The organism is Dokdonella sp. (assembly GCF_017744955.1).
Taxonomy (GTDB): domain Bacteria; phylum Pseudomonadota; class Gammaproteobacteria; order Xanthomonadales; family Rhodanobacteraceae; genus Dokdonella_A.
In genome coordinates this window covers 343,104-365,414 of record NZ_JAGIAG010000003.1, presented here as the reverse complement: position 1 = coordinate 365,414, position 22,311 = coordinate 343,104, and the positions used below count along the sequence as shown (strand labels likewise).

The 22,311-nt window shown below is 71.4% G+C and carries 23 protein-coding genes; 7 read left to right on the top strand and 16 right to left on the bottom strand.

The window, feature by feature from the left end:
• Positions 1–6: 6 nt before the first annotated feature.
• Positions 7–567, bottom strand: a complete 561-nt coding sequence (locus tag J7520_RS09720; protein ID WP_291187375.1) for a nucleoside deaminase — start codon at positions 565–567, stop codon at positions 7–9.
• Between the two features lie 126 nt (positions 568–693).
• On the opposite strand from J7520_RS09720, the gene J7520_RS09715 reads away from it, so the two are divergent.
• The gene (locus J7520_RS09715) at positions 694–1,860 is read left to right on the top strand and encodes an acyltransferase (RefSeq protein WP_291187373.1); all 1,167 of its coding nucleotides are present in this window, start codon (positions 694–696) and stop codon (positions 1,858–1,860) included.
• 64 nt (positions 1,861–1,924) lie between these two features.
• Here the strand turns inward: J7520_RS09715 and J7520_RS09710 are convergent, their stop codons facing one another.
• On the bottom strand, positions 1,925–2,581 hold the full coding sequence (locus tag J7520_RS09710; RefSeq protein ID WP_291187370.1) for a DsbA family oxidoreductase: 657 nt from the start codon (positions 2,579–2,581) through the stop codon (positions 1,925–1,927).
• A 155-nt stretch (positions 2,582–2,736) separates the two neighbouring features.
• On the opposite strand from J7520_RS09710, the gene J7520_RS09705 reads away from it, so the two are divergent.
• Positions 2,737–3,582 (top strand): NAD(P)-dependent oxidoreductase, encoded by an 846-nt coding sequence (locus J7520_RS09705; protein WP_291187368.1) that lies wholly within the window; start codon positions 2,737–2,739, stop codon positions 3,580–3,582.
• A gap of 246 nt (positions 3,583–3,828) precedes the next feature.
• Here J7520_RS09705 and J7520_RS09700 read toward each other — a convergent pair whose 3' ends face one another.
• Together J7520_RS09700 and J7520_RS09695 are read right to left on the bottom strand one after the other, a co-directional pair.
• Positions 3,829–5,583 (bottom strand): glutamine--tRNA ligase/YqeY domain fusion protein, encoded by a 1,755-nt coding sequence (locus J7520_RS09700; protein ID WP_291187365.1) that lies wholly within the window; start codon positions 5,581–5,583, stop codon positions 3,829–3,831.
• Positions 5,584–5,745: 162 nt separating this feature from the next.
• Positions 5,746–6,054, bottom strand: coding sequence for a DUF3253 domain-containing protein (locus J7520_RS09695; protein ID WP_291187364.1), 309 nt, complete (start codon positions 6,052–6,054; stop codon positions 5,746–5,748).
• Between the two features lie 240 nt (positions 6,055–6,294).
• On the opposite strand from J7520_RS09695, the gene J7520_RS09690 reads away from it, so the two are divergent.
• From J7520_RS09690 to J7520_RS09670, 5 genes are all read left to right on the top strand, one after another.
• Positions 6,295–6,558 (top strand): DUF2007 domain-containing protein, encoded by a 264-nt coding sequence (locus J7520_RS09690; protein ID WP_291187362.1) that lies wholly within the window; start codon positions 6,295–6,297, stop codon positions 6,556–6,558.
• Positions 6,559–6,625: 67 nt separating this feature from the next.
• Positions 6,626–7,282 (top strand): hypothetical protein, encoded by a 657-nt coding sequence (locus J7520_RS09685; RefSeq protein ID WP_291187360.1) that lies wholly within the window; start codon positions 6,626–6,628, stop codon positions 7,280–7,282.
• 77 nt (positions 7,283–7,359) lie between these two features.
• Positions 7,360–8,025: a glutathione S-transferase family protein gene (locus J7520_RS09680; protein WP_291187358.1), complete on the top strand. Its 666-nt coding sequence runs from the start codon at positions 7,360–7,362 to the stop codon at positions 8,023–8,025.
• Positions 8,025–8,930: a DMT family transporter gene (locus J7520_RS09675; protein WP_291187356.1), complete on the top strand. Its 906-nt coding sequence runs from the start codon at positions 8,025–8,027 to the stop codon at positions 8,928–8,930. Before J7520_RS09680 ends, J7520_RS09675 begins: the two co-directional genes overlap by 1 nt.
• A 76-nt stretch (positions 8,931–9,006) precedes the next feature.
• Positions 9,007–10,158 (top strand): peptidoglycan DD-metalloendopeptidase family protein, encoded by a 1,152-nt coding sequence (locus J7520_RS09670; RefSeq protein ID WP_291187354.1) that lies wholly within the window; start codon positions 9,007–9,009, stop codon positions 10,156–10,158.
• On the opposite strand, the gene hisIE is transcribed toward J7520_RS09670, so the two are convergent.
• The 12 genes from hisIE to J7520_RS09610 form a co-directional block, all read right to left on the bottom strand.
• Positions 10,159–10,785 (bottom strand): bifunctional phosphoribosyl-AMP cyclohydrolase/phosphoribosyl-ATP diphosphatase HisIE, encoded by a 627-nt coding sequence (gene hisIE / locus J7520_RS09665; protein WP_291187352.1) that lies wholly within the window; start codon positions 10,783–10,785, stop codon positions 10,159–10,161.
• Complete coding sequence (gene hisF, locus J7520_RS09660; protein WP_291187350.1) at positions 10,782–11,558, bottom strand: imidazole glycerol phosphate synthase subunit HisF; 777 nt, start codon at positions 11,556–11,558, stop codon at positions 10,782–10,784. Before hisF ends, hisIE begins: the two co-directional genes overlap by 4 nt.
• On the bottom strand, positions 11,540–12,271 hold the full coding sequence (locus tag J7520_RS09655) for a HisA/HisF-related TIM barrel protein (RefSeq protein ID WP_291187347.1): 732 nt from the start codon (positions 12,269–12,271) through the stop codon (positions 11,540–11,542). Before J7520_RS09655 ends, hisF begins: the two co-directional genes overlap by 19 nt.
• Positions 12,272–12,281: 10 nt before the next feature.
• The gene (gene hisH / locus J7520_RS09650; RefSeq protein ID WP_291187344.1) at positions 12,282–13,061 is read right to left on the bottom strand and encodes an imidazole glycerol phosphate synthase subunit HisH; all 780 of its coding nucleotides are present in this window, start codon (positions 13,059–13,061) and stop codon (positions 12,282–12,284) included.
• Between the two features lie 25 nt (positions 13,062–13,086).
• Positions 13,087–14,157 carry a bifunctional histidinol-phosphatase/imidazoleglycerol-phosphate dehydratase HisB gene (gene hisB, locus J7520_RS09645; protein ID WP_291187341.1) on the bottom strand — a complete coding sequence of 357 codons (1,071 nt, stop codon included), beginning with the start codon at positions 14,155–14,157 and terminating at the stop codon, positions 13,087–13,089.
• Complete coding sequence (hisC, locus tag J7520_RS09640) at positions 14,154–15,218, bottom strand: histidinol-phosphate transaminase (RefSeq protein WP_291187338.1); 1,065 nt, start codon at positions 15,216–15,218, stop codon at positions 14,154–14,156. Before hisC ends, hisB begins: the two co-directional genes overlap by 4 nt.
• Positions 15,215–16,588: a histidinol dehydrogenase gene (hisD, locus tag J7520_RS09635; RefSeq protein ID WP_291187335.1), complete on the bottom strand. Its 1,374-nt coding sequence runs from the start codon at positions 16,586–16,588 to the stop codon at positions 15,215–15,217. The genes hisC and hisD overlap by 4 nt, the downstream gene beginning before the upstream one ends.
• The gene (gene hisG / locus J7520_RS09630) at positions 16,585–17,478 is read right to left on the bottom strand and encodes an ATP phosphoribosyltransferase (protein WP_291187332.1); all 894 of its coding nucleotides are present in this window, start codon (positions 17,476–17,478) and stop codon (positions 16,585–16,587) included. Before hisG ends, hisD begins: the two co-directional genes overlap by 4 nt.
• Complete coding sequence (locus J7520_RS09625) at positions 17,475–17,831, bottom strand: YerC/YecD family TrpR-related protein (protein WP_291187328.1); 357 nt, start codon at positions 17,829–17,831, stop codon at positions 17,475–17,477. Before J7520_RS09625 ends, hisG begins: the two co-directional genes overlap by 4 nt.
• Positions 17,832–18,065: 234 nt before the next feature.
• Positions 18,066–19,490 (bottom strand): hypothetical protein, encoded by a 1,425-nt coding sequence (locus J7520_RS09620; protein WP_291187325.1) that lies wholly within the window; start codon positions 19,488–19,490, stop codon positions 18,066–18,068.
• The gene (locus J7520_RS09615; RefSeq protein ID WP_291187322.1) at positions 19,490–19,816 is read right to left on the bottom strand and encodes a hypothetical protein; all 327 of its coding nucleotides are present in this window, start codon (positions 19,814–19,816) and stop codon (positions 19,490–19,492) included. Before J7520_RS09615 ends, J7520_RS09620 begins: the two co-directional genes overlap by 1 nt.
• 1 nt (position 19,817) lies before the next feature.
• Positions 19,818–22,223: a winged helix-turn-helix domain-containing protein gene (locus tag J7520_RS09610; protein WP_291187319.1), complete on the bottom strand. Its 2,406-nt coding sequence runs from the start codon at positions 22,221–22,223 to the stop codon at positions 19,818–19,820.
• Positions 22,224–22,311 lie beyond the last annotated feature (88 nt).

The window sequence follows — 22,311 nt, the reverse complement described above, 5'->3', positions numbered from 1 at the left end:
CCGCGCTCAGTAGCTGGCGCCGCCGAGTTCGGCGTAGCGATGGAACACCTCGCGCGCCTGCTCGCGCAGCACGTCGCGACGCACGGCGATGCCGCGCCGTTCGAGTTCGCCGATCCAATCCGCCGGCAGCGGGCCTTCGTCGAACTCGCTGAGTTCCATCACGTCCTGGCTGCGCGCGCCGATCTCCAGCACGTCGATGCCGGCCCAGAAGCTCGCGCCGTAGCACATCGCGCAGGGCTGCGCGCTGGTCGCCAGCGTGTAGCGGCGGCCGTCGTCGTTGAGGCGGGCGCGACCGACGCGCGCCTGCGCCGCGACGAAGGCCATGACTTCCGCATGCGCGGCGGAGCAGTGCTGCGGCAATACGCGGTTCACACCCACCGCGACCAGGCCGCCGTCGGCGTCGAACACCGCCGCGCCGAACGGGCCGCCGGTGCCTTCCTCGATGTTGCGCCGGGCCAGGCGGATCGCCAGTCCGATGCGCGCCTCGGCGTCGGCGTAGAGGTGCGTCGCGCCGACCTCGGCGTCGATCCATGCGGGCAGGGCGAGTGTCAGTTCGGTCGCGAGCATGGCGGTCGCCTCGGAGTGATCGAGCGAGCCTAGCAGAACGCCGCGACGCTTCGCGTGAGGAACGCATTGCCAGCGACGGGCGAAGCGGCCACCATGCGCGGCGTCCGTCGTCCTTCTCGTCGATCCATGCTCTCTCCGAACACCGCGCCGGGCACCGCCCGCGACACGCGCAACGCCGGCATCGACCTGCTGCGCGGACTGTCGATCTTCCTGGTCGTGCTGCACCACCTCGGCCTGCGCATTCCGCTGAAGACCAGCGCGCTCGCCGACTTTCTGCCCAAGCGGCTGCTGATCGCGCTGAACTACAACGGCTACGAGGCCGTGTTCGTGTTCTTCGTGATCTCCGGCTTTCTGATCACCAGCAACGCACTCGCGCGCTGGGGCGGCCTGGGGAACATCGACTTGCGCGCGTTCTACCTGCGCCGCGGCGCGCGCATCCTGCCGTGCCTGGCGCTGCTGATCGGCGTGCTCGCGGTGCTGCACCTGGGCGGCGTGGAGAACTACGTGATCGAGCGCGACGGCCAGTCGCTCGGCGGCGCCGCGCTGGCCGCGTTCGGCCTGCATCTGAACTGGTACGAAGGCGTGACCGGCTATCTGCCGGGCTCGTGGGACGTGCTCTGGTCGCTGTCGATCGAGGAGGTGTTCTACCTCGGTTTTCCGCTGGTCTGTCTGCTCGTGCGCGACCGCCGCGTGCTGGCGCTGCTGTTGCTCGTGCTGGCGCTGTCGCTGCCGTTCTCGCTGGCGGCGATCGAGGGCAACGAGATCTGGAAGGAGAAGGCCTACCTGCCCGGCATGGCCGCGATCGCCGCCGGCGTGCTGGCCGCCCTGGTCGCCGATCGCTGGCAGCCGCGCGAGGCGGTCGTGCGCGCGGTCGGCGCGCTCGGCCTGGCCGGACTCGTCGCGACGATGCTGGCGATGCCGTGGCTGTGGACGTGGCTGAAGGACGGCGTGATGCTGCTGCTCACGCTGTCGGCGGCCTGCCTCGTCGTCGCGCTGCACTGGCGGCAGCGCCAGGAACGGCAGCGCGCGCTTCCGGGCACCGGCTGGCTGCGTTCGATGGGGCGGCTCAGCTACGAGATCTACCTCAGCCACATGTTCGTCGTGTTCGGCGTCGTCTCGCTGTACAAGGCGTCCGGCGCCGACGCGCGCCTCGGCTGGCTCTGGTACGTGCCGGCCGTGCTGGCCTGCTGGGGACTCGGCTGGCTGACCGCGCGGTTCTGGTCGCTGCCGTGCGAACGCGCGGTGAAGCGGCGTTTCGGTACGGCGCCGATGGTGGCGGTCGAGGGGGCTTAGCTTTCCGGGGCGGTCGCAAGCCGTGCCCGCGTTCGCGGGCACGGCGTCGTCGAGGCGCGGGGCGTTACGGATTGTTCGCGGCGGCGAGCTGGCGCAAGGCCTGCTCGAAGACCTCGACCGGCTGTCCGCCGGAGATCAGGTGGCGTTCGTTGAGGACGATCGCCGGCACGCTGTGGATGCCGCGCTCGAGGTAGTAGCGCTCGCGTGCGCGGACCTCGTCGGCGTATTCGCCCGAATCGAGGATCTGCTGCGCGCGCGTCGCGTCGAGCCCGGCTTCGGTGGCGAGCCGGACCAGTACCGGATGCGACGACACGTCTTCGCCGTCGGTGAAGTAGGCGCGCAGCAGCACGTGCTTGAGCGCGCGCTCGCGCTCGGCGCTCTCGAGCGCGGCCCAGTGCAGCAGGCGGTGCGCGTCGAAGGTGTTGTAGATGCGCCCGCGCGCGTTGAAGGTGAAGCCGAGCGCGGCGCCGCGTTCGCGGATCGCCTCGCGGTTGCGCGCGATCTGCTCCGCGTCGATGCCGTACTTGCGCGCCAGGTGCTCGCCGGTGTCCTCGCCTTCGGCCGCCATCTGCGGATTCAGCTCGAACGGCTGGAAGTGCAGCTCGACCGACGCGGCGTCGCCGACGCGCGCGATCGCCTGTTCCAGCGCGGTCAAGCCGATCGCGCACCAGGGACAGACGACGTCGGAAACGAAATCGATGCGGATCGGCGTGGCGGACATGGCGGCTGGGTGTTCCTGCGACGACGCAGGTCCGCGCCGGAGCGCAGAAGATGCGGCCGGAGGCCGCGCCTTCAAGCCGATGCCGCGCCCGGCCGGGCTGTCGACCGGGCGGGGGTAGACTGGCGCCTTCGCCGCCAGTCCGGATTCGCTTCCCCATGACCCTGCAAGGCAAGACGCTGTTCATCACCGGCGCGAGCCGCGGTATCGGCCTCGCCATCGCCCTGCGCGCGGCGCGCGACGGCGCCAACGTCGCGATCGCGGCGAAGACGGCCGAGCCGCATCCGAAGCTCGAAGGCACCATCCACACCGCCGCCGCCGCGATCGAACAGGCCGGCGGACAGGCGTTGCCGCTGGTCGTCGACGTGCGCGACGAAGCGGCCGTCCAGCAGGCCGTCGCGCGGACGGCCGAACGCTTCGGCGGTATCGACGTGCTGGTCAACAACGCCAGCGCGATCTCGCTGACCGACACCGCGGCGACCGAGATGAAGCGCTACGATCTGATGCAGTCGATCAACGCGCGCGGCACCTTCGTCTGCACGCGCGCGGCGCTGCCGTACCTGAAGCGCTCGAGCAATCCGCACGTGCTGACCCTGTCGCCGCCGCTGGACCTGCAGGCGAAATGGTTCGCGCCGCACGTCGCCTACACGATCGCGAAGTTCGGCATGAGCCTGTGCACGCTCGGCCACGCGGAGGAGTTCCGGCGCGACGGCATCGCGGTCAATTCGCTGTGGCCGCTGACCACGATCGACACGGCGGCGATCCGCAACCAGATTCCGGCGCTCGCCGACGCCAGCCGCAGCCCGGAGATCGTCGCCGACGCGGCCTACGCGATCCTGACCAAGCCCTCGCGCGAGGTCACCGGCCATTTCTTCATCGACGAGGACGTGCTGCGCGCCGAAGGCGTGACCGACTTTTCGATCTACGCGCCGGCATCCGGTGCAGCACCGGCGCTGGATTTCTTCATTCCCGACGAGGTTGCCGCGCGCTATCGGCGCTCTTGACGGATCCGTAGGAAATCACAATGGACCCCCGCGTTCGCGGGGATGACGGCGCTACTCGGATGCAGGAACAACGAGATTCCTGCCAGCGGAAAGCAGCGCAAGACGCGCGGTCACCTCTCCCGCTCGCGGGAGAGGTCGAAGCCGCTACAGCGGCTGAGGGTGAGCGCAGGATGCGCGAACGGATGCGAAGCAGGCATAGCGCAGCCGCGCCGCAGGCGCGGGAAGCCGGAGTGACGCGCTCCCTCGTTACTTCCCGTTGCTCCACGAGTCGCGCAAAGTCGCCGTGCGGTTGAACACCGGCGCGGAACGCGCGTGGTCGTGGCGGTCGGCGACGAAGTAGCCGAGGCGCTCGAACTGCACGTGACGCTCCGGCTCGGTCGCGGCGGCGGCCGGCTCGATCCAGGCGCGCACGACGCGCTTGGACTGCGGATTGAGATGATCGGCGTAGGTCTTGCCGTCGCTGTCGTCGTCGGGATCGGCGACCGAGAACAGGCGGTCGTACAGGCGCACCTCGGCGGCGACCGCGTGCCGGGCGCTGACCCAGTGGATCGTGCCCTTGACCTTGCGGTCCGCGCCCGGCTTGCCCGGCCGCGTCTCCGCGTCGAGCGTGCCGCGCAGCTCTACGACGTCGCCGCCGTCGTTCTTGATCACTTCCTCGCAGCGCACGATGCCGACGCCGCGCAGGCGCACTTCGCCGCCCGGCACGAGGCGGTGGAAGCCCTTCGGCGGCACTTCGGCGAAGTCCTCGCGTTCGATCCACACTTCGTTCGAGAACGGCAATGCGCGCGTGCCGAACTCCGCGTTCTTCGGATGGTTGGCGAATTCGAGCGTTTCCTCGTGCGCGGCGTCGAGGTTGGTCAGCACCAGCTTGAGCGGATCGAGCACGGCCATGCGGCGCGGCGCGTTCGCGTCGAGATCCTCGCGCACGCAGGCTTCGAGCACGCCGAACGGAATCACCGAGTTCTGCTTGCTGACGCCGGCGCGTTCCCAGAACGCGCGGATCGCCGCGGGCGTGAAGCCGCGCCGGCGCGCGCCGGCCAGCGTCGGCATGCGCGGATCGTCCCAGCCGTCGACCATGCCGCCTTCGACCAGCGCCATCAGCTTGCGCTTGCTCATCACGGTGTAGTCGAGGTTGCCGCGCGCGAACTCGATCTGCTGCGGCTTGCTCGGCTGGCGCCACAGGCCCGCGCGGCGCAGCGGTTCGGTCAGACTGGCGTCGCCGGGCAGGTCGAGCTGGTCGAGGAACCAGTCGTACAGCGGGCGATGGTCCTCGAATTCGAGCGTGCAAAACGAATGGGTGATGCCTTCGACCGCGTCGGATACGCAGTGCGCGTAGTCGTACATCGGATAGATCGGCCAGGCGTCGCCGGTGTTCTGGTGCGTCAGCTTGCGGATGCGGTAGATCGCCGGGTCGCGCAGGTTGATGTTGCCCGAGGCCATGTCGATCTTCGCGCGCAGCGTGCGCGCGCCGTCGGCGAACTCGCCGGCGCGCATGCGGCGGAACAAGTCGAGGTTCTCCGCGGCGCTGCGCTCGCGATAGGGCGAATTGCGGCCGGGCTCGGTCAGCGTGCCGCGGTATTCGCGCACCTGCTCGGCGGTCAGGTCGCAGACGAAGGCCTTGCCGCTCTGGATCAGCTTCTCCGCGCACAGGTACAGCACCTCGAAGTAGTCCGAGGTGTGACGCAGCGCGTCCCAGTCGAAGCCGAGCCAGCGCACGTCGTTCTTGATCGCCTCGACGTACTCGGGGTCTTCCTTGGCCGGATTGGTGTCGTCGAAGCGCAGCGCGGTGCTGCCGCCGAACTCGCGCGCGAGGCCGAAATCGAGGCAGATCGCCTTCGCGTGGCCGATGTGCAGGTAGCCGTTCGGCTCCGGCGGGAAGCGCGTGGCGACGCGACCGCCGTGCTTGCCGGCGGCACGATCGGTGAGGACGATCTGGCGGACGAAGTTGTTGCTGACCGCCGGATGGGCGGCGGCGGGGGTCGAATCGGCGGAGTCGGTCATGCGCAAGCGCCGCGCTGACGCGGCATCCGGGGCTGCAAGGGAAGCGCGCAGTGTAACGGTGCGCGGCGTCAAAGCGAACGGATCGCGCCGGATGGGCGGGATCGGGGTCGGCGGGATCCGCTCGCCGCGGCGGGATCGGCGCGGCGAAAAGCGCGCCTCAGGTCAGGCGGCGTAGCTGTTGCGGCGGCCCGGCAGGCAGCGCAGGCGCAGCCGCACCGGGCCGCGTACTTCGTCGAGGTTGACGACGGTTTCGTGCTGGATCGCCTCGATGCGCCCGGCCTGCGCCAGCGCGATCGCGACCGTGCGCACGGGGCGCATCAGGTCCTGCCAGCGACCGCCGAAGCGCACCGCCAGCGCGCGCGCCGCCTCGCTCGGGCAGATGCTGTGACCCGGTCCGCGCTGATCGAGCAGATCGAGCACGCATTCGCGGATGCGCGCGGCCAGCAGGTCATCAGGCAGATGCAAGCTCATGTCCAGTCGAGGGTGGAAGGTCGAGACGATCATCTCGCGCAGCGGAGAAGGGCGGGAAGGCCACGCCGCGCATCATAGCGGCAGAGCCGGATCTGCCTGCGGAGGGCGATACACAAAATCGCAATGCGCTTATCGTTTGTTGCATTTGTAGCATTCCGGTACTTCGCGGCATGAATCGGCAACGATCCGGCGCAGGCAGAGTGTCAGCGCCGGCGTGAAGGACATGGCAATATTTCCCCAATGAAGATCGTCTATCGGGCCGAGAACATCGTCGACGCGAACCTGCTCAAGGCCGCGCTCGACGCCGAAGGCATCGCCGCGTTCGTCAGCGGCGAATACCTGGTCGGCGCGATCGGCGAGCTGCCGGCGCGCGACCTGGTCGCGGTGATGGTCGCCGACGTCGACGTCGAGCGCGCCGCGCCGATCGCGCAGGCGATCGACGCCGGGCTGCGCCAGCGGCTGGACGATCCGGAAGGCTTCGCCGAAGGGATCGCGCCGGCCTGAACGCGGCGCCGGCCCGCGGCGGCGATCTGCTAGGCTCGCGCGTCTTTCCGTCCTCCGATCCGCGGTCATGTCGAAGTCGCTCGCGCTTCTCGCCTTGCTGATTCCGTTGGTCGCCGCCGCCGACGATTCGGCGGCCGGCGCGACACCGTATCTCGCTCTGTACCAGGTGCTGGCGCCGGCGCGCTCAATCCGCGCCTACGACCGGCTCGTCGCGGTCGAGCGCGTGCAGAGCAAGTCGCCGGACGTCCGCGCGCAGGACATCCGCATCACGATCCGCGCCCGGCGCGGCGCGATCGCGGTGCCGGTGGCGGCGGACGGCAGCGTGGATTTCCCGGCCGACGAGAACCTGCAGACGGAGAACCCGCCGGTCGAGACGAATCAGCCGAAAGGTTCGCTGATGCTGAGCGTGCACGCCGCGCTGCGCCTGCCGGACGCGCTGGAGATGCCGTGGAGCGAGGTCGAAACCGGCCTGCGTCAGGCCGAGGAGCTGTTCGCCAAGACGCCGGGCGGCAGCGCGGAAGGCGCCAAGCCGCGCGGCGTGGAGATCCTCTTCGCGCCGGGCGAGTCCGCTTCGGTGACGTTGATCGGCAAAAGCGAGCGCCTGCTGCAGGCCGACGCCGACGGCCGCATCCTGGTGACGCGCGACATGGTCGTTGAATCGGAGCAGCCGCGTCTCAAGTTCTCGCGTCGGGCGCGGCGCATGCTGCCGTACGTCGGCGAGTGAGCCGCGCGCGCGAATCCTCGCGACGAATCTTCGAAACGAGCCGTCGAACCGCATCGTCGAAACCGGGAGCAAGTACCGTGACGAACGCCCGCCCGATCCTGGTCATCGGCAACAAGAACTATTCCTCCTGGTCGCTGCGGCCGTGGCTCTTGCTGCGCCATCACGGCGTCGCCTTCGACGAGCAGCGCATTCCGCTCGACACGCCGCAGTTCGCCGCCGAAATCGCGACCTGGTCGCCGACCCGGCGCGTGCCCGCGCTGCGGCACGGCGAGATCGCGATCTGGGATTCGCTGGCGATCTGCGAATACGTCAACGAGACCTTCCTCGCCGGCGCCGGCTGGCCGGCGGACGCGGCGGCGCGCGCGCACGCGCGCGCGGTCGGCGCGGAAATGCACGCCGGCTTCCAGGCGCTGCGCACGGCGATGCCGATGAACTGCCGCCGGCGCAAACCCACGCCCTCGATCGCCGCCGACACGCGTCGCGACATCGAGCGCGTATCCGCATTGTGGCAGGACTGCCGCCGCCGCTTCGGCGCCGCCGGCCCGTTCCTGTTCGGCGGCTTCTCGATCGCCGACGCGATGTACGCGCCGGTCGCGCTGCGCTTCCTTAGCTACGGCGTCGAACTCGACGCGGACGCGCGCACCTACGTCGACGCGCTGCTCGGCCTCGCCGCCTTGCAGGAATGGCTGCGCGCCGCCGCCGAGGAAAGCGAGACCCTGCCCGCGACCGACGACGTGCCCTGATGCGCGCCAACGAAGCGGACATCCCGCGCGGCGCGCTGGTCGAGATGATCGTCGGCGCCGCCGCGATCTCGACCACCAGCCTGTTCGTCAAGCTCGCCCATGTCGGCCCGACGGTGTCGGCGTTCTACCGCATGAGCTTCGGCGGCGCGATGCTGCTGTTCGGCCTGGTCGCGCTGCGGCGCTGGCAGCGCGTGCGCCTGTCGGAAATCGGCTGGCTGCTGATTCCGGCGGTCGCCTTCGCGCTCGACCTGATGCTCTGGCATCGCAGCATCCTCTACGTCGGTCCGGGCCTTGCGACCCTGCTCGGCAACTTCCAGGTGTTCCTGATGGCGCTGGCCGGCTTCGTGCTCTATCGCGAGCGGCTCGGCTGGCATTTCCTGGTCGGCGTCGCGCTGGGTTTCGTCGGCCTGTACCTGCTGGTCGGCCTCGACTGGAGCGCGGTCGGGCCGCAGTACCAGCTCGGCGTCGTGCTCGGCATCGTCACCGGCGTCGCCTACGCGGTCTACATGCTGACCACGCGGCACGCGCAGCGCGCCGGCCACGTGCGGCTGGCGCCGGCGCAGCTGCTCTGCGTGGTGTCGCTGCTGTGCGCGGGTGTGCTCGGCATCGCGATGCTGGCCGAAGGCGAGAGCTTCGCCTTGCCCGACGCGCAGTCCTGGTCGTCGCTGCTCGGCCTCGCCTTCTTCGGCCAGGTCTTCGGCTGGGTGCTGCTCACGCGCGCGATGCCGAACCTGCCGGCCTCGCTGATCGGCCTGCTGCTGTTGCTGCAACCGGCGCTGTCGTTCGTATTCGACGTGATCCTGTTCGCGCGGCCGACGCGCACGACCGACTGGATCGGCGTCGGCCTGTCGCTGGTCGGCATCTTCGTCGGCTCGTATCGGCCGGAGCGCAAGCGCGCGGGCTGATCGACGTTTCGCCCCGGATGGCGGAAACCCGCATCGTTCGGCGTATCGAAGGTCGTCCACCGATGGAGACCTCGCCATGCGCCTGCTGCCGTTGTTGTTGCTGTCCTCGATCGCCTGGGCGGAACCGCCGCATGGCGGCGGTCCGTTGCCGCAGCCGGCCGACGAGGAGATGAGCGCGGCGCAGCGCGCGCGCATCGACGCGATGCTGCAACGGAACGTCGCCGAGCTGGAGCGCGCGGGGCAGCTCGCCGCGGTGTCGCCGTGGACGCCGCTGCAAGGCGGCCTGCAATGGCCGCTGCGCGCCGCCGCGGGATTCGCCGATCCCGGCTTCCACGGCATCTCGAACTTCGTCGACCTGAATCCGGCCGCGGGCCAGCTGCTCGACTGGAGCTGCGGCGCACGCACCTACGACGGCCACGCCGGCATCGACATCTTCCTGACGCCGTTCTCCTGGCTGATGATGGACCAGGGCGCGGTCGACATCGTCGCGGCCGCGCCGGGCACGATCATCGGCAAGACCGACGGCAACGACGATCGCAGCTGCCCGGACCACTATTCGGCGGACTGGAACGCCGTCTACGTGCAGCACGCCGACGGCAGCGTGGCCTGGTACGGCCACATGAAGAAGTTCTCGCAGACCGCCAAGCCGGTCGGCGCCGCGGTCGCCACCGGCGAATTCCTCGGCAAGGTCGGCAGTTCCGGCTTCTCGACCGGGCCGCACCTGCACTTCGAGAACCACTCCGCGGTCAGCGGCTACGCGATCCTCGAGCCGTACCAGGGCGGCTGCAACACGTCGGCGTCGCTGTGGGCGCAGCAGCGGCCGTACAACGATTCGGCCATCAACAAGATCGCGGTGCACGACGCGGAGCCGGATTTCCACGGCGAGAACTGCCCCGATCCGGTCGACGAAACGCCGCACACGTCCGATCACTATCAGCCCGGCCAGCTCGGCTATTTCGCGGCCTACTATCGCGACCAGCTCGGACCGCAGGCGACCACCTACGCGATCCTGCGGCCGGACGGCTCGGTGCAAGAAACCTGGGTATCCAAGCCCTACGACTTCTTCCCCGGCCGCGACTACTACGCGAGTTCCTACTGGTACTGGGGAAAGACGATTCCGGTCGACGCGCCGTTCGGTGCCTGGCGTTGGAGCGCGACCTACGAGGGCGTGACCTACACGCACGACTTCTTCGTCGGCGACGTGATCTTCGCCAACGGCTTCGACTGATCAGTCCCGGCGCGCCGGTTCCGCGCGATGCCGCTGCGCCAGCTCGCCGACCACGTCGGCCAGCGCAAGGCCGCTGCCGCGCAGCAGCACGAGCAGATGGAAGAGCAGGTCGGCGGCTTCCTCGCGCAGCTTCGCGTCGTCGCCGCCGACCGCGGCCAGCGCGGTCTCGACGCCTTCCTCGCCGACCTTCTGCGCGCGCCGCGCCGTCGGCGCGGCGAGCAGCCTGGCGACGTAGCTGGAGGCAGGATCGGCGCCCGCGCGCGCGGCGATCAGCGCTTCCAGTTCGTTCAACCACGGATGCGCCGGCGCCTGCGCATCGAAGCAGCTCGGCGTGCCGCGATGGCAGGTCGGCCCGGCCGGCAGTGCCTGGCAGAGCAGGGTGTCGCGGTCGCAGTCCGGTGCGATCGAGACCAGCTTCAGCACGTGGCCGGAGCGTTCGCCCTTGCGCCAGAGGCGCTGCCTGGTGCGCGACCAGAAATGGATTTCCCGCGTCTCCAGCGTCAACGCCAGCGCCTCGCGGTTCGCGTAGCCGAGCATCAGCACGCGCCCGTCGTGCGCGTGCTGCACGATCAGCGGCAGCAGGCCGTCGCCCTTGGCGAAATCGAGCGTGTCGAGCAGGTCGTTCATCGCCGCACCGCGATGCCGCGTCCGGCGAGATAGCGCTTGAGATCGCCGATGCGGATCTCGCCGGAATGGAACACGCTGGCGGCGAGCGCGGCGTCGACGCCGCTCCGCTCGAACACGTCGGCGAAGTGCTCGGGATTTCCCGCGCCGCCGGAAGCGACCAGCGGCAGGCTCGTCGCGGCGCGCACCGCGGCGAGCTGCGCCTGCGCGTAGCCGCCGCGCACGCCGTCGGCGCGGATCGAGTTCAGCACGATCTCGCCGGCGCCGCGGTCGGCGACTTCGCGCACCCAGTCGAGCAGGTCGCGGCCGCTGTCGCTGGCCGCTTCGGGCTTGCCGCTGTTGGCGATCACCTTCCACTGGTCGCGCGCGCCGGCATCGCCTTCGGCGTCGACGCCGACGACCACGCACTGGCTGCCGAAACGCGCCGCGAGCTCGTCGATCAGCGGCGGTCGCGCCAATGCCGGGCTGTTGACCGAGATCTTGTCCGCGCCGGCGGCGAGCACGGCTTCCGCATCGGCGACCGAGCGGATGCCGCCGGCGACGCAGAACGGAATGTCGAGTTCGCGCGCGACGCGCGCGATCCACTCCGGATCGACGCGGCGCCGCTCGGGGCTCGCGGTGATGTCGTAGAACACCAGTTCGTCGGCGCCTTCCTCGGCGTAGCGCCGCGCGAGTTCGACGATGTCGCCGACGACTCGATGGTCGCGGAAGCGCACGCCCTTGACGACGACGCCGGCGGCGACGTCCAGGCACGGAATCAGGCGGCGCGCGAGCATGCGATCTCTTCCAGGTCGAGCGAACCGTCGAGCAGCGCGGTGCCGGCGACGCAGGCGGCGACGCCGCTCGCCGCCAGCGCGTCGACGTCGTCGCGGTCGCGCACGCCGCCCGAGGCGATCCAGTCGAACTGCGGCCAGTGCGCCGCCAGTTCGCTGTAGAGCACGAGGTTCGGGCCTTCGGCCATGCCGTCGCGGTCGATGTCGGTGCACAGCACGTGGCGCAGGCCGGCGGCGGCGTAGCGGTCGAGCAGGGCGGTGAAATCGGCGTCGGTGTCGCCGCGCCAGGCGTCGACGGCGGGCCGCCAGCGCTGCTCCGCGTCGCGGCGCAGGTCCAGCGCCAAGCACAGCCGCTCGGCGCCGAATTCAGCCAGCCAGTCGAGGAAGGATCCGGGCGCGCGTACCGCGACGCTGCCGACGACCACGCGCGCGACGCCGGCGGCGAGCAGGCGTTCGACGTCCGCGCGCGTGCGCACGCCGCCGCCGGCCTGCACGCGCGCGTCGGCGGCGATGCGCGCGACGAGCTCCACTTGCGCGGGCGCGCCCTGGCGCGCGCCGTCGAGGTCGACCAGGTGCAGCCATTCGGCGCCGGCGTCGAGATAGCGCCGCGCCAGCGCGAGCGCGTCGAAGTCGAACGTGCGTTGTGCCGCGAACTCGCCCTGCTTCAGACGCACGACGCGTCCGGCGACGAGATCGATGGCGGGAATGATCTTCATGCGAACCGTCTCACGTCAGCGCAAAGAAGTTGGCCAGCAGGCGCCGCCCGGCGGCGGCGGATTTCTCCGGATGGAACTGCGCGCCGAACACGTTGCCGTGGGCGACCACGGCGGCGAAGCGCTCACCGTGATCGCTCACCGCCAGCGTGTCCTCGCCGGCCGGCGCGGCGTAGCCGTGCACGAAGTAGAACCAGTCGCGGTCGCCGATGCCGTCGAGCAGCGGATGCTCGACGCGGTTGTGCAAGGTGTTCCAGCCCATGTGCGGCCAGCTCGGCGCCGCCGGCAGGCGGCGCACGGCCCCGCGCAGCAGGCCCAGGCACGCGACGGCGTCGACTGGCGGCGCCTCCACCCGCACGGTTCCGTCGTCATGCCCGCGGAAGCGGGCATCCATGCTGCTTTCGCGCATCCCTGCCGGACCGGAGGGCCAGGTACCCGGTGACGGCCGACGTGCTTCCTGCGTTCGCGGCAGCGATGCCGTGCTCCTTTCGAAGGCGGACCTCATCGTCGGCCGATCGCCTTCTTCCGAACGCTCGAACAGCAGCTGCATGCCGAGACAGATGCCGAGCAGCGGCTGGCGCAGCAGCGGCAGCACGCGATCGAGGCGCTGCTCGCGCAGGGTGCGCATCGCGTGGCTGGCGGCGCCGACGCCGGGCAGGATCACGTGCGTGGCGTCGAGGATTCGCGTCGGGTCGGCGCTGACCGGCGCGTCGACGCCGATGCGCCGGCAGGCTTCGACCAGCGAGCCGTAGTTCGCCCCGCCGGACGGCACGATGACCGCGCGCGTCTTCATGCCGGCGCCTGCATGCGGGTCGCGCTCATGCGAGCACGCCCTTGCTGCTCGGTACCGCGTCGCCGTCGCGCCGGATCGCGTCGCGCAGCGTGCGGCCGACCGCCTTGAAACAGGCCTCGACCATGTGATGCGCGTTGTCGCCGCGCACCGACAGGTGCAGCGTCGCGCCGAGCGCGTCGGCGAGGCTGCGGAAGAAATGCGGCACCAGCTCGGTCGGCAGCGCGCCGACCTGTTCGCGCGGAAACGCGCCGTCGAAGACGAAGCCGGCGCGCCCGGACAGATCCAGCGCGACCTGCGCCAGGCTTTCGTCCATCGGCAGCAGGAACCCGTAGCGACGGATGCCGCGGCGGTCGCCGAGCGCTTCGCGCAGCGCCTGGCCGAGCGCGAGCGCCGAATCCTCGACGGTGTGGTGCTCGTCGACGTGCAAGTCGCCTTCCGATTGCAGCGCCAGCGCGAAGCCGCCGTGCACGCCGAGCTGTTCGACCATGTGGTCGAAGAAGCCGATGCCGGTCGCGATCGTCGGCCGCGTCGCGCGATCGAGATCGACTTCGACCTCGATGCGCGTCTCGCGCGTTTCGCGCGTGACGCGCGCGCGGCGCGGCGCGTCGAGCAGCGCATGCGCGATCTCCGGCCAGCCGCAGCCGGGGCCGAGGCGGAAGCCACGCAGGCCGAGGTTGCGCGCGAATTCGAGATCGGTCTCGCGATCGCCGATCACCGCGCTGCGCGCGCGGTCGAGCGCGGCGGCGGCGAGCCAGTGGCGGACCAGGCCGGTGCCCGGCTTGCGCGTCGGCGCGCCGTCGGCCGGGACGCTGCGGTCGATCAGGACCTCGCGGAAGCGCACGCCTTCGCCGGCGAGGATGTCGAGCAGCAGCTGCTGCGGACCGACGAAGGTTTCCTCCGGAAAGCTCGGCGTGCCGAGCCCGTCCTGGTTGCTCACCATCACCAGCTCGTAGCCGGCGTCGACGAGGCGGGCGAGCGCGGCGATCGCGCCGGGCACGAGGCGGAATTTCTCGTAGGCGTCGATCTGCTGATCGGCCGGCTCCTCGATCAGGGTGCCGTCGCGATCGACGAACAGGATCTTCGTCGCCGCGTTCATGCCGCGGATCCCGCCAGCGCCGCGAGCAGGGCGTCGTTCTCGTCCGGCGCGCCGACGGTGATGCGCAGGCAGTGTTCGAGCCCGGGCTGCCTGGAGACGTCGCGCAGCAGAATGCCGGCGCCGAGCGCGCGCGCGAACGCGGCGCCGGCATCGGCGAAGCGCACCAGCAGGAAGTTGCCGGAGGAGGGCCACACGCGGCGCACGTCCGCCATCCGCTCCAGCGCCTGCGCGACGCGCGCGCGCTCGGCCAGCAGCACGTCGACGCGGCGGTCGGTGCGCGCCACCGCGTCGTCGTCGAGCGCCGCGAGCGCGGCGCGCACGCTCAGGGTAGGCAGCGGATACGGCGCGGCGATGCGCGCGACCAGGTCGACGATCTCGGCCGCCGCGATCAGCACGCCGATGCGCGCACCGGCCAGCGCGTGCACCTTCGACAGCGTGCGCAGCACCGCGACGTTCGGATGCCGGTCGATCAGCGCGCAGGCGCTGGCGACGCCGGCGAACTCGATATACGCCTCGTCGACCAGCAGCAGCGCGCGGCCGGCGAGCCGCGCGGCGAGTCCGGCGAGCCGCTCGCCGTGGTAGAGCGTGCCGGTCGGGTTGTTCGGGGAGCACAGGATGACGAGCTTGGTGTCGGCGTCGGTCAGCGCGAGCAGGGCTTCGTCGTCGAGCGCGAAGTCGTCCTCGCCGCGCAGCGCGAGCGTGCGGTATTCGGCACCTTGCAGCTGAGCACCGATGCGGTACATGCCGAACGTCGGCGCCGGCGCGACGACGTTGTCGCGGCCGGCGCGGCAGAACGCGCGCAACAGCAGGTCGATCGCCTCGTCGCTGCCGCGGCCGAGCCACAGCCGCGACGGGTCGACGCCGTACAGCGCGGCGAGGCGTGCGCGCAGTTCTTCCGGCTGCGGCGAGGGATAGCGGTTCAGGCCGCTCGCATCGGCGTCGCCGCTCCACGGGCTTTCGTTCGCGTCGAGGCGGATGCGCGCCTCGAAGCCGCTGCGCCGCGCCGAGGCATACGGTGCGAACGCGGCGAGGTCCGGGCGGATGCGGGCGAGCAGGCTCATGCGCCGGCTCCCGCTTCCAGGCGAGGCTGCGGCTGCCTGGATCGATCCAGAGCGGCCAGGCGCAGGTCCACGGCGCGCGCATGCGCGTCGAGCCGCTCCGCGCGCGCCAGCACGCTGGCGTCGGTGCCGACCGCGCGCAAGCCTTCGGCGCTGGCTTCGAGCACGTTGACGCGGCGCAGGAAGCTGTCCACGCCGACGCCGCCGAAGGCGCGTGCGAAACCCAGCGTCGGCAGCACGTGGTTCGGCCCGGCGCAGTAGTCGCCGAGCGTTTCCGGCGTGTAGCGGCCGAGGAAGACGCTGCCGGCCCGGCTGATCGACGGCAGCAGCGCGCGCGCGTCGCGCGTGGCGACGATCAGGTGTTCCGGCGCGTAGGCTTCCGACAGTTCGAGCGCTTCGCCGAGATCGCGCACGCCGATCAGGCGCGCATGCGCGAGCGCGGCGGCGGCGATCTCGCGCCGTGGCAGCGTGGCGAGCTGCGCCTCGAGCGCGCGCTCGACGGCGTCGAGCAGCGGTGCGCTCGGCGAGAGCAGCAGCACCTGCGAATCGGCGCCGTGCTCGGCCTGGGCGAGCAGGTCGGCGGCGACGAAGGCGGGGTCGGCGCTCTCGTCGGCGACGACCAGCACTTCGGACGGCCCGGCCGGCATGTCGATCGCGGCGCCGTCCGGATCGGCGGCGACGTCGAGCTTGGCCTGCGTGACCCAGGCGTTGCCGGGGCCGAACAGCTTGTCGCAGCGCGGCACCGAAGCGCTGCCGTAGGCGAGCGCGGCGATCGCCTGCGCGCCGCCGAGCTTGATCACGCGCGCGACGCCGCACAGCTGCGCCGCGACCAGGATCGAAGGATCCGCGCGGCCGTCCGCGCGCGGCGGCGTCGCCAGCACGATTTCCGTGCAGCCGGCCAGGCGCGCCGGCACCGCCAGCATCCACACCGTCGACGGCAGCGGCGCGCTGCCGGCCGGCACGTACAGGCCGACGCGGTGGATCGGACGCACGACCTGCTCGCAGCGCAGGCCGGGCGCAGTGTCGACACGGAGGTCGCACGGCACCTGCGCGGCGTGGAACGCCTCGACGCGCGCGATCGCGTTGCGCATCGCCGCGCGCACGTCGGCGTCGACGGCGGCCTCGGCGGTGTCGAACTCGTCGTCGCCGACGTCGAACGAGGACAGCTCGCAGCGATCGAAGCGCCGCGTGTACTCGCGCAGCGCGACGTCGCCGCGCGCGCGCACGTCGGTGAGGATCGCGCGCACGGCGTCGATCTGCGCCGCGTCGCGCACCGCGCGCGGCCGCGCCAGCGCTTCGCGCCGCTGCGCTTCGTCGAGCGACGCCCATTCCAGCCTGCGCCAGGCCGGCGTGACGATCGCGCGCGCGTTCATGCCAGCATGCGCTCCACGTTGAGCACCATCAGGCTGCGCGCGCCGAGACGCTTGAGTTCTTCCAGGTGCTGCCAGTCGAGCGCCGCGCTGCACAGCGCCTGCACGGCGATGTCGTCGGGCCGGCCGTCGAGGCTGAGCACGCTCGGCAGGTCGCTGGCGGGCAGCAGGCGCGTGATGTCCGGCAAGGCCGCGCGCGGCGCCTGCAGCAGGACCAGACGCGCGCCGTCGCCCGACAACGCGCCGGCGATGCGCCCGCGCAGGCGCTCGATCTGCGCCGTCTTCGCCGCGGTCTGTTCGCGCGGCGACAGCGCGAGCACGGCCTCGCTGTCGAACACGCCGATCAGTTCGCGCAGCTGGTTCGCGGCCAGGGTCGCACCGCTGGACACCAGGTCGCAGATCGCTTCGGCCTTGCCGAGCCGCGGCGCGATCTCGACCGAGCCGTTCAGCACGACGACCTCGGCGTTCAAGCCGTTGTGCGCCAGCCAGTCGGACAGCAGGGCCGGATACGAGGTCGCGATGCGCAGGCCGTCGAGATCGGCGACCTGCGCGATCGGGCCGGCCTGCGGAATCGCGATCGCCAGGCGGCAGCCGCCGAAGCCGAGCGGCAGCAGTTCGGCCGGCGCCGCCGCGGCGCCGCCGGCGAGGCGTTGTTCGGTCAGCACGTTGCGTCCGACGATGCCCAGTTCGCAGCTGCCTTCGACGAGCAGGCCGGGAATGTCGTCGTCGCGCACCAGCAGCACGTCGATCGGCAGGTTCTCGCCGTACAGGAAGAGGTGATCGCGACTGGCGCGGAAGGCGAGCCCGGCGCGACGCAGCAGGCCGAGCGAGGCTTCGGCCAGGCGGCCGGATTTCTGCACCGCGATGCGCAAGCGGTCGACGGCGGCGCTCACGACGCCGCTCCACGCGCGCGCTTGCCGGACGCCCGCGCCGTACGCGGCTTCGCCTGCATCCGTGCGGCGGCCAGCGCGTAGCCGCCGGCACCCTGCTCGAGACTGCGCGCGACGCGGCCGATCGTCGTGATGCTGACCGCCGTCGCCTCGTGGATCTGCCAGTACGGCTCGCCGCCGAGCAGGTGCGGCACCACGCTCCAGCGGTCGCGCATCGACTCGCGCTCGGCCGGCGTGCACAGGTCGGCGAGGAAGGCACGCATCTCCTCGACGCTGCGCAGCGCGAGCAGCGCCTCGCACAGCAAGCGCTCGGCGCGGTCGGAGTCGACTTCCGGTTCGATGTGGCGTCTTTTCATGGCGTTGATGTATTAATGCGTTAGTACATTGGAATGGTAGTTTCCGCAGGCGGGTGCCGTCAAGCGGAGGGTGGCGGGCCGGAGTGCGCGACCGCTGCCGTCGACCGAAGCATGCAGTCGGCCGAAGCGCGCACTCGCCGCGGGAGGCGGGAACGAACCGTGAAACGCGAGCGGGCCGGCTGTGTCGCAGCCGGCCCGCTCTTCATCCGCGGCATTCGTCGCAGCGTCGAACGATTATTCGAACCCGTCGGCGAAGATGCGGTCGCCGGAATCGTTGGTCAGCCGCACGACGGCGAGATCGACCAGCGGCGAATCGGGCGAGCGCATGACGGCGCCGGCGAGGATCGGGCGTCCGTCCGGCAGCAGGGTCAGCGCGGTGGCGTCGCTGAACACGCCGTCCGGCGCGAGGTCGGCGATGAACACGCCGGCATCGGCGAAGTCCGCATCGAGCTGGCCGGTCGGCGAGACGCGCAGCGCGGCGAAGTCCTGCTTCTCGCCCGGCAGGCTGTAGCTGATCGAGAAGATCAGCTTGCCGTCGTCCTGGCGCGCCACGCCGGTGGCGTAGTGGTTCCAGGCGCCGGGGAAGAGCGAGAAGGCGTGGAAGCCGGGCGTGGCGGGGTCGCCGAAGCCGGTGTCGGCGGCGCCGTCGCTGCCGACGCGGCCGAGCACGAGGTCGAGATTGCCGTCGGCGTTCTGGTGGTAGCCGCCGAACACCGCCGCGCCGTCGGGCTGCAACAGCAGCTTGTTGATGCCGTTGACCATCGAGGCGTCGTCGCCGGGGATGCGGAACACACGCCAGCCGGCGCCGCCGCCGAAGCTGGTGTCGAGCAGGCCGTCGGTGTCGAGGCGCGCGATCGCGTAGTCGGTGCCCATGCCGACGCCGTTGCTCTCGTACTGTCCGGCGACGAGGATGTGGCCGTCGGACGTCAGCGCCAGCGAGGTCAGATAGCCGCCCTGGCCGTCGACGCCGTCCCAGCCGACGATCACGTTGCCGTCGGCGCTCGGGCCGAAGCTCGAATCCGGGCTGCCGTCGGCATTCAGGCGCACGACCAGGCTGCTGTAGGCGCCGTCGGCGACGCGCTCGCCGGCCGCGACGATGCGGCCTTGCGCGTCGACCGCCATCGCATGCAGATAGGAAGAGGGCAGGGTCACGATGCCGTCGACGCCGAAGCCCGGATCCAGCGCGCCGCTGGCGTCGACTTTGACCGCGAACGCGGCCAGCGGCCCGAACGCCTCGGCGCTGCCGACGGCGACGATCGAGCCGTCGGCGAGCAGGCGTGCGTCCTCGATGATCTGCATCTGGTCGCCTGGCACGAGGTCGGGCAGGACGACCAGGCCGGGAATGCCGGCAGCGCCGGTGAACGTCGCGTCGGGGCTGCCGTCGGCGTTCAGGCGGGCCAGGGTCGCGCGCATGTGCGGATCGAACGGCGAGGAATCGATGAACTTGTTGCGCGTGCCGCCGAACACCAGCTTGCCATCCGGTTGCACCAGGGCGGTACGCGTGCGCAGCTCGCGGCCTTCGACGTCGTCCAGCGCCAGGATGGCGACGCCGTCGACACCGAAACCGGGATCGATGCGGCCGTCGGCGGCGTGGCCGGTGAGGCTTGCCAGCGCGCCGATCAGGGCGGTCGCGCCGAGCAGGGTATTTCTCAACAACATCAAGACATCTCCAGTGGGAACAGCCTCGCGAAGCTGCCAAGCCGCCGCGACGTGCGCATGCGTAACTCGTCAGAGTCGCATTCGATTCGCATCAATGCGTGCGCAAGTGCTTGAGTGAGTATCGAAAAAATTCGATTGCCGGCGCTCGCGCGAAAGCGCGGGAATCGTCCCGTGCGAGCGTGTGCCGGAGAAAAATCGACGTGGACGATGCGCGGCGATCCCGCATGGACGGCCGCCGTGGGCGGCGCGAAGACGTCCAGCGCCGATCTCCATTCGTCGACGACGGCCGCGATCAGCAACGATCGCAGGCGGTCGAACCGGCGCACCTCAGCGCGGCTTCGGTTCGATCTGCAGCGCGGCCGGGATCTCGCGGTCGCCGTTGAGCGCGCGGGCACGCGCGAGCGCGATGCGCCAGAGGTTGGGCTGGCCGAGCGCGTGGTAGACGCGCAGTTGCAGCAGGGCGGACTCGTAGTCGCGCGCGGCCCAGACCGCGACGCGCTCGGCCACCGCGCCGGCCTGGGCCAGATCGTCCTTGCCGATCAGCCATCCGGCGTAGGCACGCGCGGCCTCGCGCAGGTCGAGCGGGATGCGCGTCGCGTCGGCTTCCGCCAGCGCCTGCGCGTAGGCCTTGCCGGCGCCGCCGTCGTCGCCGGCGGCGGCGTCGACTTCGGCCCGTGCCAGATCGGCGTGGAAGCGCGCGCTGGCCGAGCCGTCGTGCTCGGCGAAGCTGGTCAGTGCGGCGAGCGCGTCCTTGCTGTCCTGTCCGGCGGCGAGGCGCGCGCGCACCTGCAGCAGGCCGACACGCAGGCGTTCGTGCGGATCGTCGGCGATCGAGGTGAAGCGTTGCGCGGCGGCGCCGGCGTACTCGGCCGCGCGCGGCGCGTCGCTGCGGGCGAGCGCGAGTTCCGCCGCGAGCGTGCTGGCGCGCGCGACGGCGACGCGGTCGTCCTCGCGCCGGGCCGCGTCGAGCACACGTTCCAGGTCGGCGTCGAGCGTGCGCAGGCGGCCGTTCGCGGCGAGCACCTGCAGGCGCGTCAGCTCGCCGTTGCGCTGGCGCGCCGGATCGGATACCTGGCCGATCAGCTGGCGCAGGCGCGCCTCCAGCGCCAGTGCCTGGTCCGGTTCGAGCTGCGCCAGCTTGAGTTCGGCCACCGCGGTGAGGGCATTCAGCTCCATCGCGTGCGCGCCGAAGGTGGCGAAGCGGTCGGCCGCGCGCGTGAAGGCGGCCTGCGCTTCGGCGTAGCGGCCGCGCAGCATGTCGAGCGCGCCGAGGTTCGAATCGAGCACGGCCAGCGCGAGCAGGTTGCCGGCGCTCTCGAACGCGACGCGCGCCTCGGACAGGTCGGCGAGGGCGGCGTCGGGCCGGTGGATCGCGCTGTAGTAGGCGGCGCGGCCGTTCAAGGCCTTGCCGAGCGCGTCGGGCGCCTGTTCGCGACGCAGCAGGGCGATCGCCGCGTCGAAACGCTGCTGCGCGAGTTCGTTGTCGTCGCGCTGCGCCGCGATCACGCCGAGGTTGCTCAGCGCGCGCGCGTGCAGCACCGCATCGCGCTCGGGCGAGACCGCCGCGGCGATCGCCTTGTAGCCGGCCTCCGCGGCGTCGAGCTGGCCGGCCTGATGGTCGATGTGCGCCAGGCGCATGCGCACTTCCGGATTCTCGCGCTGCGCCGCGGGCACGCTTTCGAGCAGGGTCCGTGCGGCATCGAGGCGCTCACTGAGGATCGCCGCATCCACTTGCGGCAGCAGATTGGCCAGCGCATTCGCGTCGCCGCCGCTGCTGCGGTCGGCGGCCGGCGCGTAGCCGAGTTGCTGCGCCATCCGGTCCGCCGCGATGCGCGCGGCGCCGAGCACGTCGGCCGCTTCGCCGTCGGCGCGCAGCGGCGTGCTCTCGCCGTGCACCGTGCGCAGCGAGACGCGCCAGCGGCCGGCGTTCTCCTGCGCCTGCGCGTCGATGACGAGACTGGCGCCGGCGGTGTGGGCGAGCGCGGCGAAATCCTGCGGGCGCTGGTTGTCGATCTTCGAGCCGGTCAGCGCGACCACGTTGTCGCTCGGCACCACCGGCACGCCGGCGGCGCGCAGCCGCGCCGCGATCAGGTCCATCACGCCGAGGCGCACCCAGTCGTAGCCGGGGCCGGCGCTGGTGGCGACCGGCAGTACCAGCACGACGCGGCCGCCGTTTTGCGCTGCGGCCGTCGACGCCGGCAGCGCCGATCTTCGCAGCAGGTGGTTGCCGCCCCAGAGCAGGGCGAGCAAGGCGAGCACGCCGAGCGCCGCGACGACGGGCAGGCGCCATCGCCGCCGCTGCTCACGCGGGGGTGGCGACGCCTCGATCTTCGATTCGGCCGCGGCGCCCGCCGCGGCGGGTTCGCTCGTCGCCTTGGCCGGCTCGGCGGTTTCGACCGCGCGCTCCGCCGCCTCGTCGACCCATTCGGTCGGCGCCACCCAGTGGTAGCCGAAGCGGAACACCGTGCGGATGTACTGCTGTTCCTTGCCGGTGTCGTCGAGCACGCGCCGCGCCGACAGCACCGTCTGGCCGAGCATGCCGTCGGTGATGTCGGCCTTGCCCCAGACCGCCGCGATCAGCTCGTCGCGGCCGACCGCGCGGTCGCGATGCTCGACCAGATAGACGATGCAGTCGAATGCGCGCGGCGGCACCGGGACCGGTACGCCGCCGCGCCGCAGTTCGCGCGTGGCGGCGTCGAGCCGGAATTCGCCGAAACGGTGGATGTGAGCCATCCCGCCAGTATCGCGTCAATCGGGCGACGGCGAAATGTGGACAGGTGGACGGCGGTGCGCAGCGCGTCGCCACGGAAGGTCGCCGGTG

Bases quoted from the DNA above. Each gene is read 5' to 3' on its own strand.
- J7520_RS09720 (WP_291187375.1), bottom strand. From the start codon at position 567: ATGCTCGCGACCGAACTGACACTCGCCCTGCCCGCATGGATCGACGCC.
- J7520_RS09715 (WP_291187373.1), top strand. From the start codon at position 694: ATGCTCTCTCCGAACACCGCGCCGGGCACCGCCCGCGACACGCGCAAC.
- J7520_RS09710 (WP_291187370.1), bottom strand. From the start codon at position 2,581: ATGTCCGCCACGCCGATCCGCATCGATTTCGTTTCCGACGTCGTCTGT.
- J7520_RS09705 (WP_291187368.1), top strand. From the start codon at position 2,737: ATGACCCTGCAAGGCAAGACGCTGTTCATCACCGGCGCGAGCCGCGGT.
- J7520_RS09700 (WP_291187365.1), bottom strand. From the start codon at position 5,583: ATGACCGACTCCGCCGATTCGACCCCCGCCGCCGCCCATCCGGCGGTC.
- J7520_RS09695 (WP_291187364.1), bottom strand. From the start codon at position 6,054: ATGAGCTTGCATCTGCCTGATGACCTGCTGGCCGCGCGCATCCGCGAA.
- J7520_RS09690 (WP_291187362.1), top strand. From the start codon at position 6,295: ATGAAGATCGTCTATCGGGCCGAGAACATCGTCGACGCGAACCTGCTC.
- J7520_RS09685 (WP_291187360.1), top strand. From the start codon at position 6,626: ATGTCGAAGTCGCTCGCGCTTCTCGCCTTGCTGATTCCGTTGGTCGCC.
- J7520_RS09675 (WP_291187356.1), top strand. From the start codon at position 8,025: ATGCGCGCCAACGAAGCGGACATCCCGCGCGGCGCGCTGGTCGAGATG.
- J7520_RS09670 (WP_291187354.1), top strand. From the start codon at position 9,007: ATGCGCCTGCTGCCGTTGTTGTTGCTGTCCTCGATCGCCTGGGCGGAA.
- hisIE (WP_291187352.1), bottom strand. From the start codon at position 10,785: ATGAACGACCTGCTCGACACGCTCGATTTCGCCAAGGGCGACGGCCTG.
- hisF (WP_291187350.1), bottom strand. From the start codon at position 11,558: ATGCTCGCGCGCCGCCTGATTCCGTGCCTGGACGTCGCCGCCGGCGTC.
- J7520_RS09655 (WP_291187347.1), bottom strand. From the start codon at position 12,271: ATGAAGATCATTCCCGCCATCGATCTCGTCGCCGGACGCGTCGTGCGT.
- hisH (WP_291187344.1), bottom strand. From the start codon at position 13,061: ATGAAGACGCGCGCGGTCATCGTGCCGTCCGGCGGGGCGAACTACGGC.
- hisB (WP_291187341.1), bottom strand. From the start codon at position 14,157: ATGAACGCGGCGACGAAGATCCTGTTCGTCGATCGCGACGGCACCCTG.
- hisC (WP_291187338.1), bottom strand. From the start codon at position 15,218: ATGAGCCTGCTCGCCCGCATCCGCCCGGACCTCGCCGCGTTCGCACCG.
- hisD (WP_291187335.1), bottom strand. From the start codon at position 16,588: ATGAACGCGCGCGCGATCGTCACGCCGGCCTGGCGCAGGCTGGAATGG.
- J7520_RS09625 (WP_291187328.1), bottom strand. From the start codon at position 17,831: ATGAAAAGACGCCACATCGAACCGGAAGTCGACTCCGACCGCGCCGAG.
- J7520_RS09620 (WP_291187325.1), bottom strand. From the start codon at position 19,490: ATGTTGTTGAGAAATACCCTGCTCGGCGCGACCGCCCTGATCGGCGCG.
- J7520_RS09610 (WP_291187319.1), bottom strand. From the start codon at position 22,223: ATGGCTCACATCCACCGTTTCGGCGAATTCCGGCTCGACGCCGCCACG.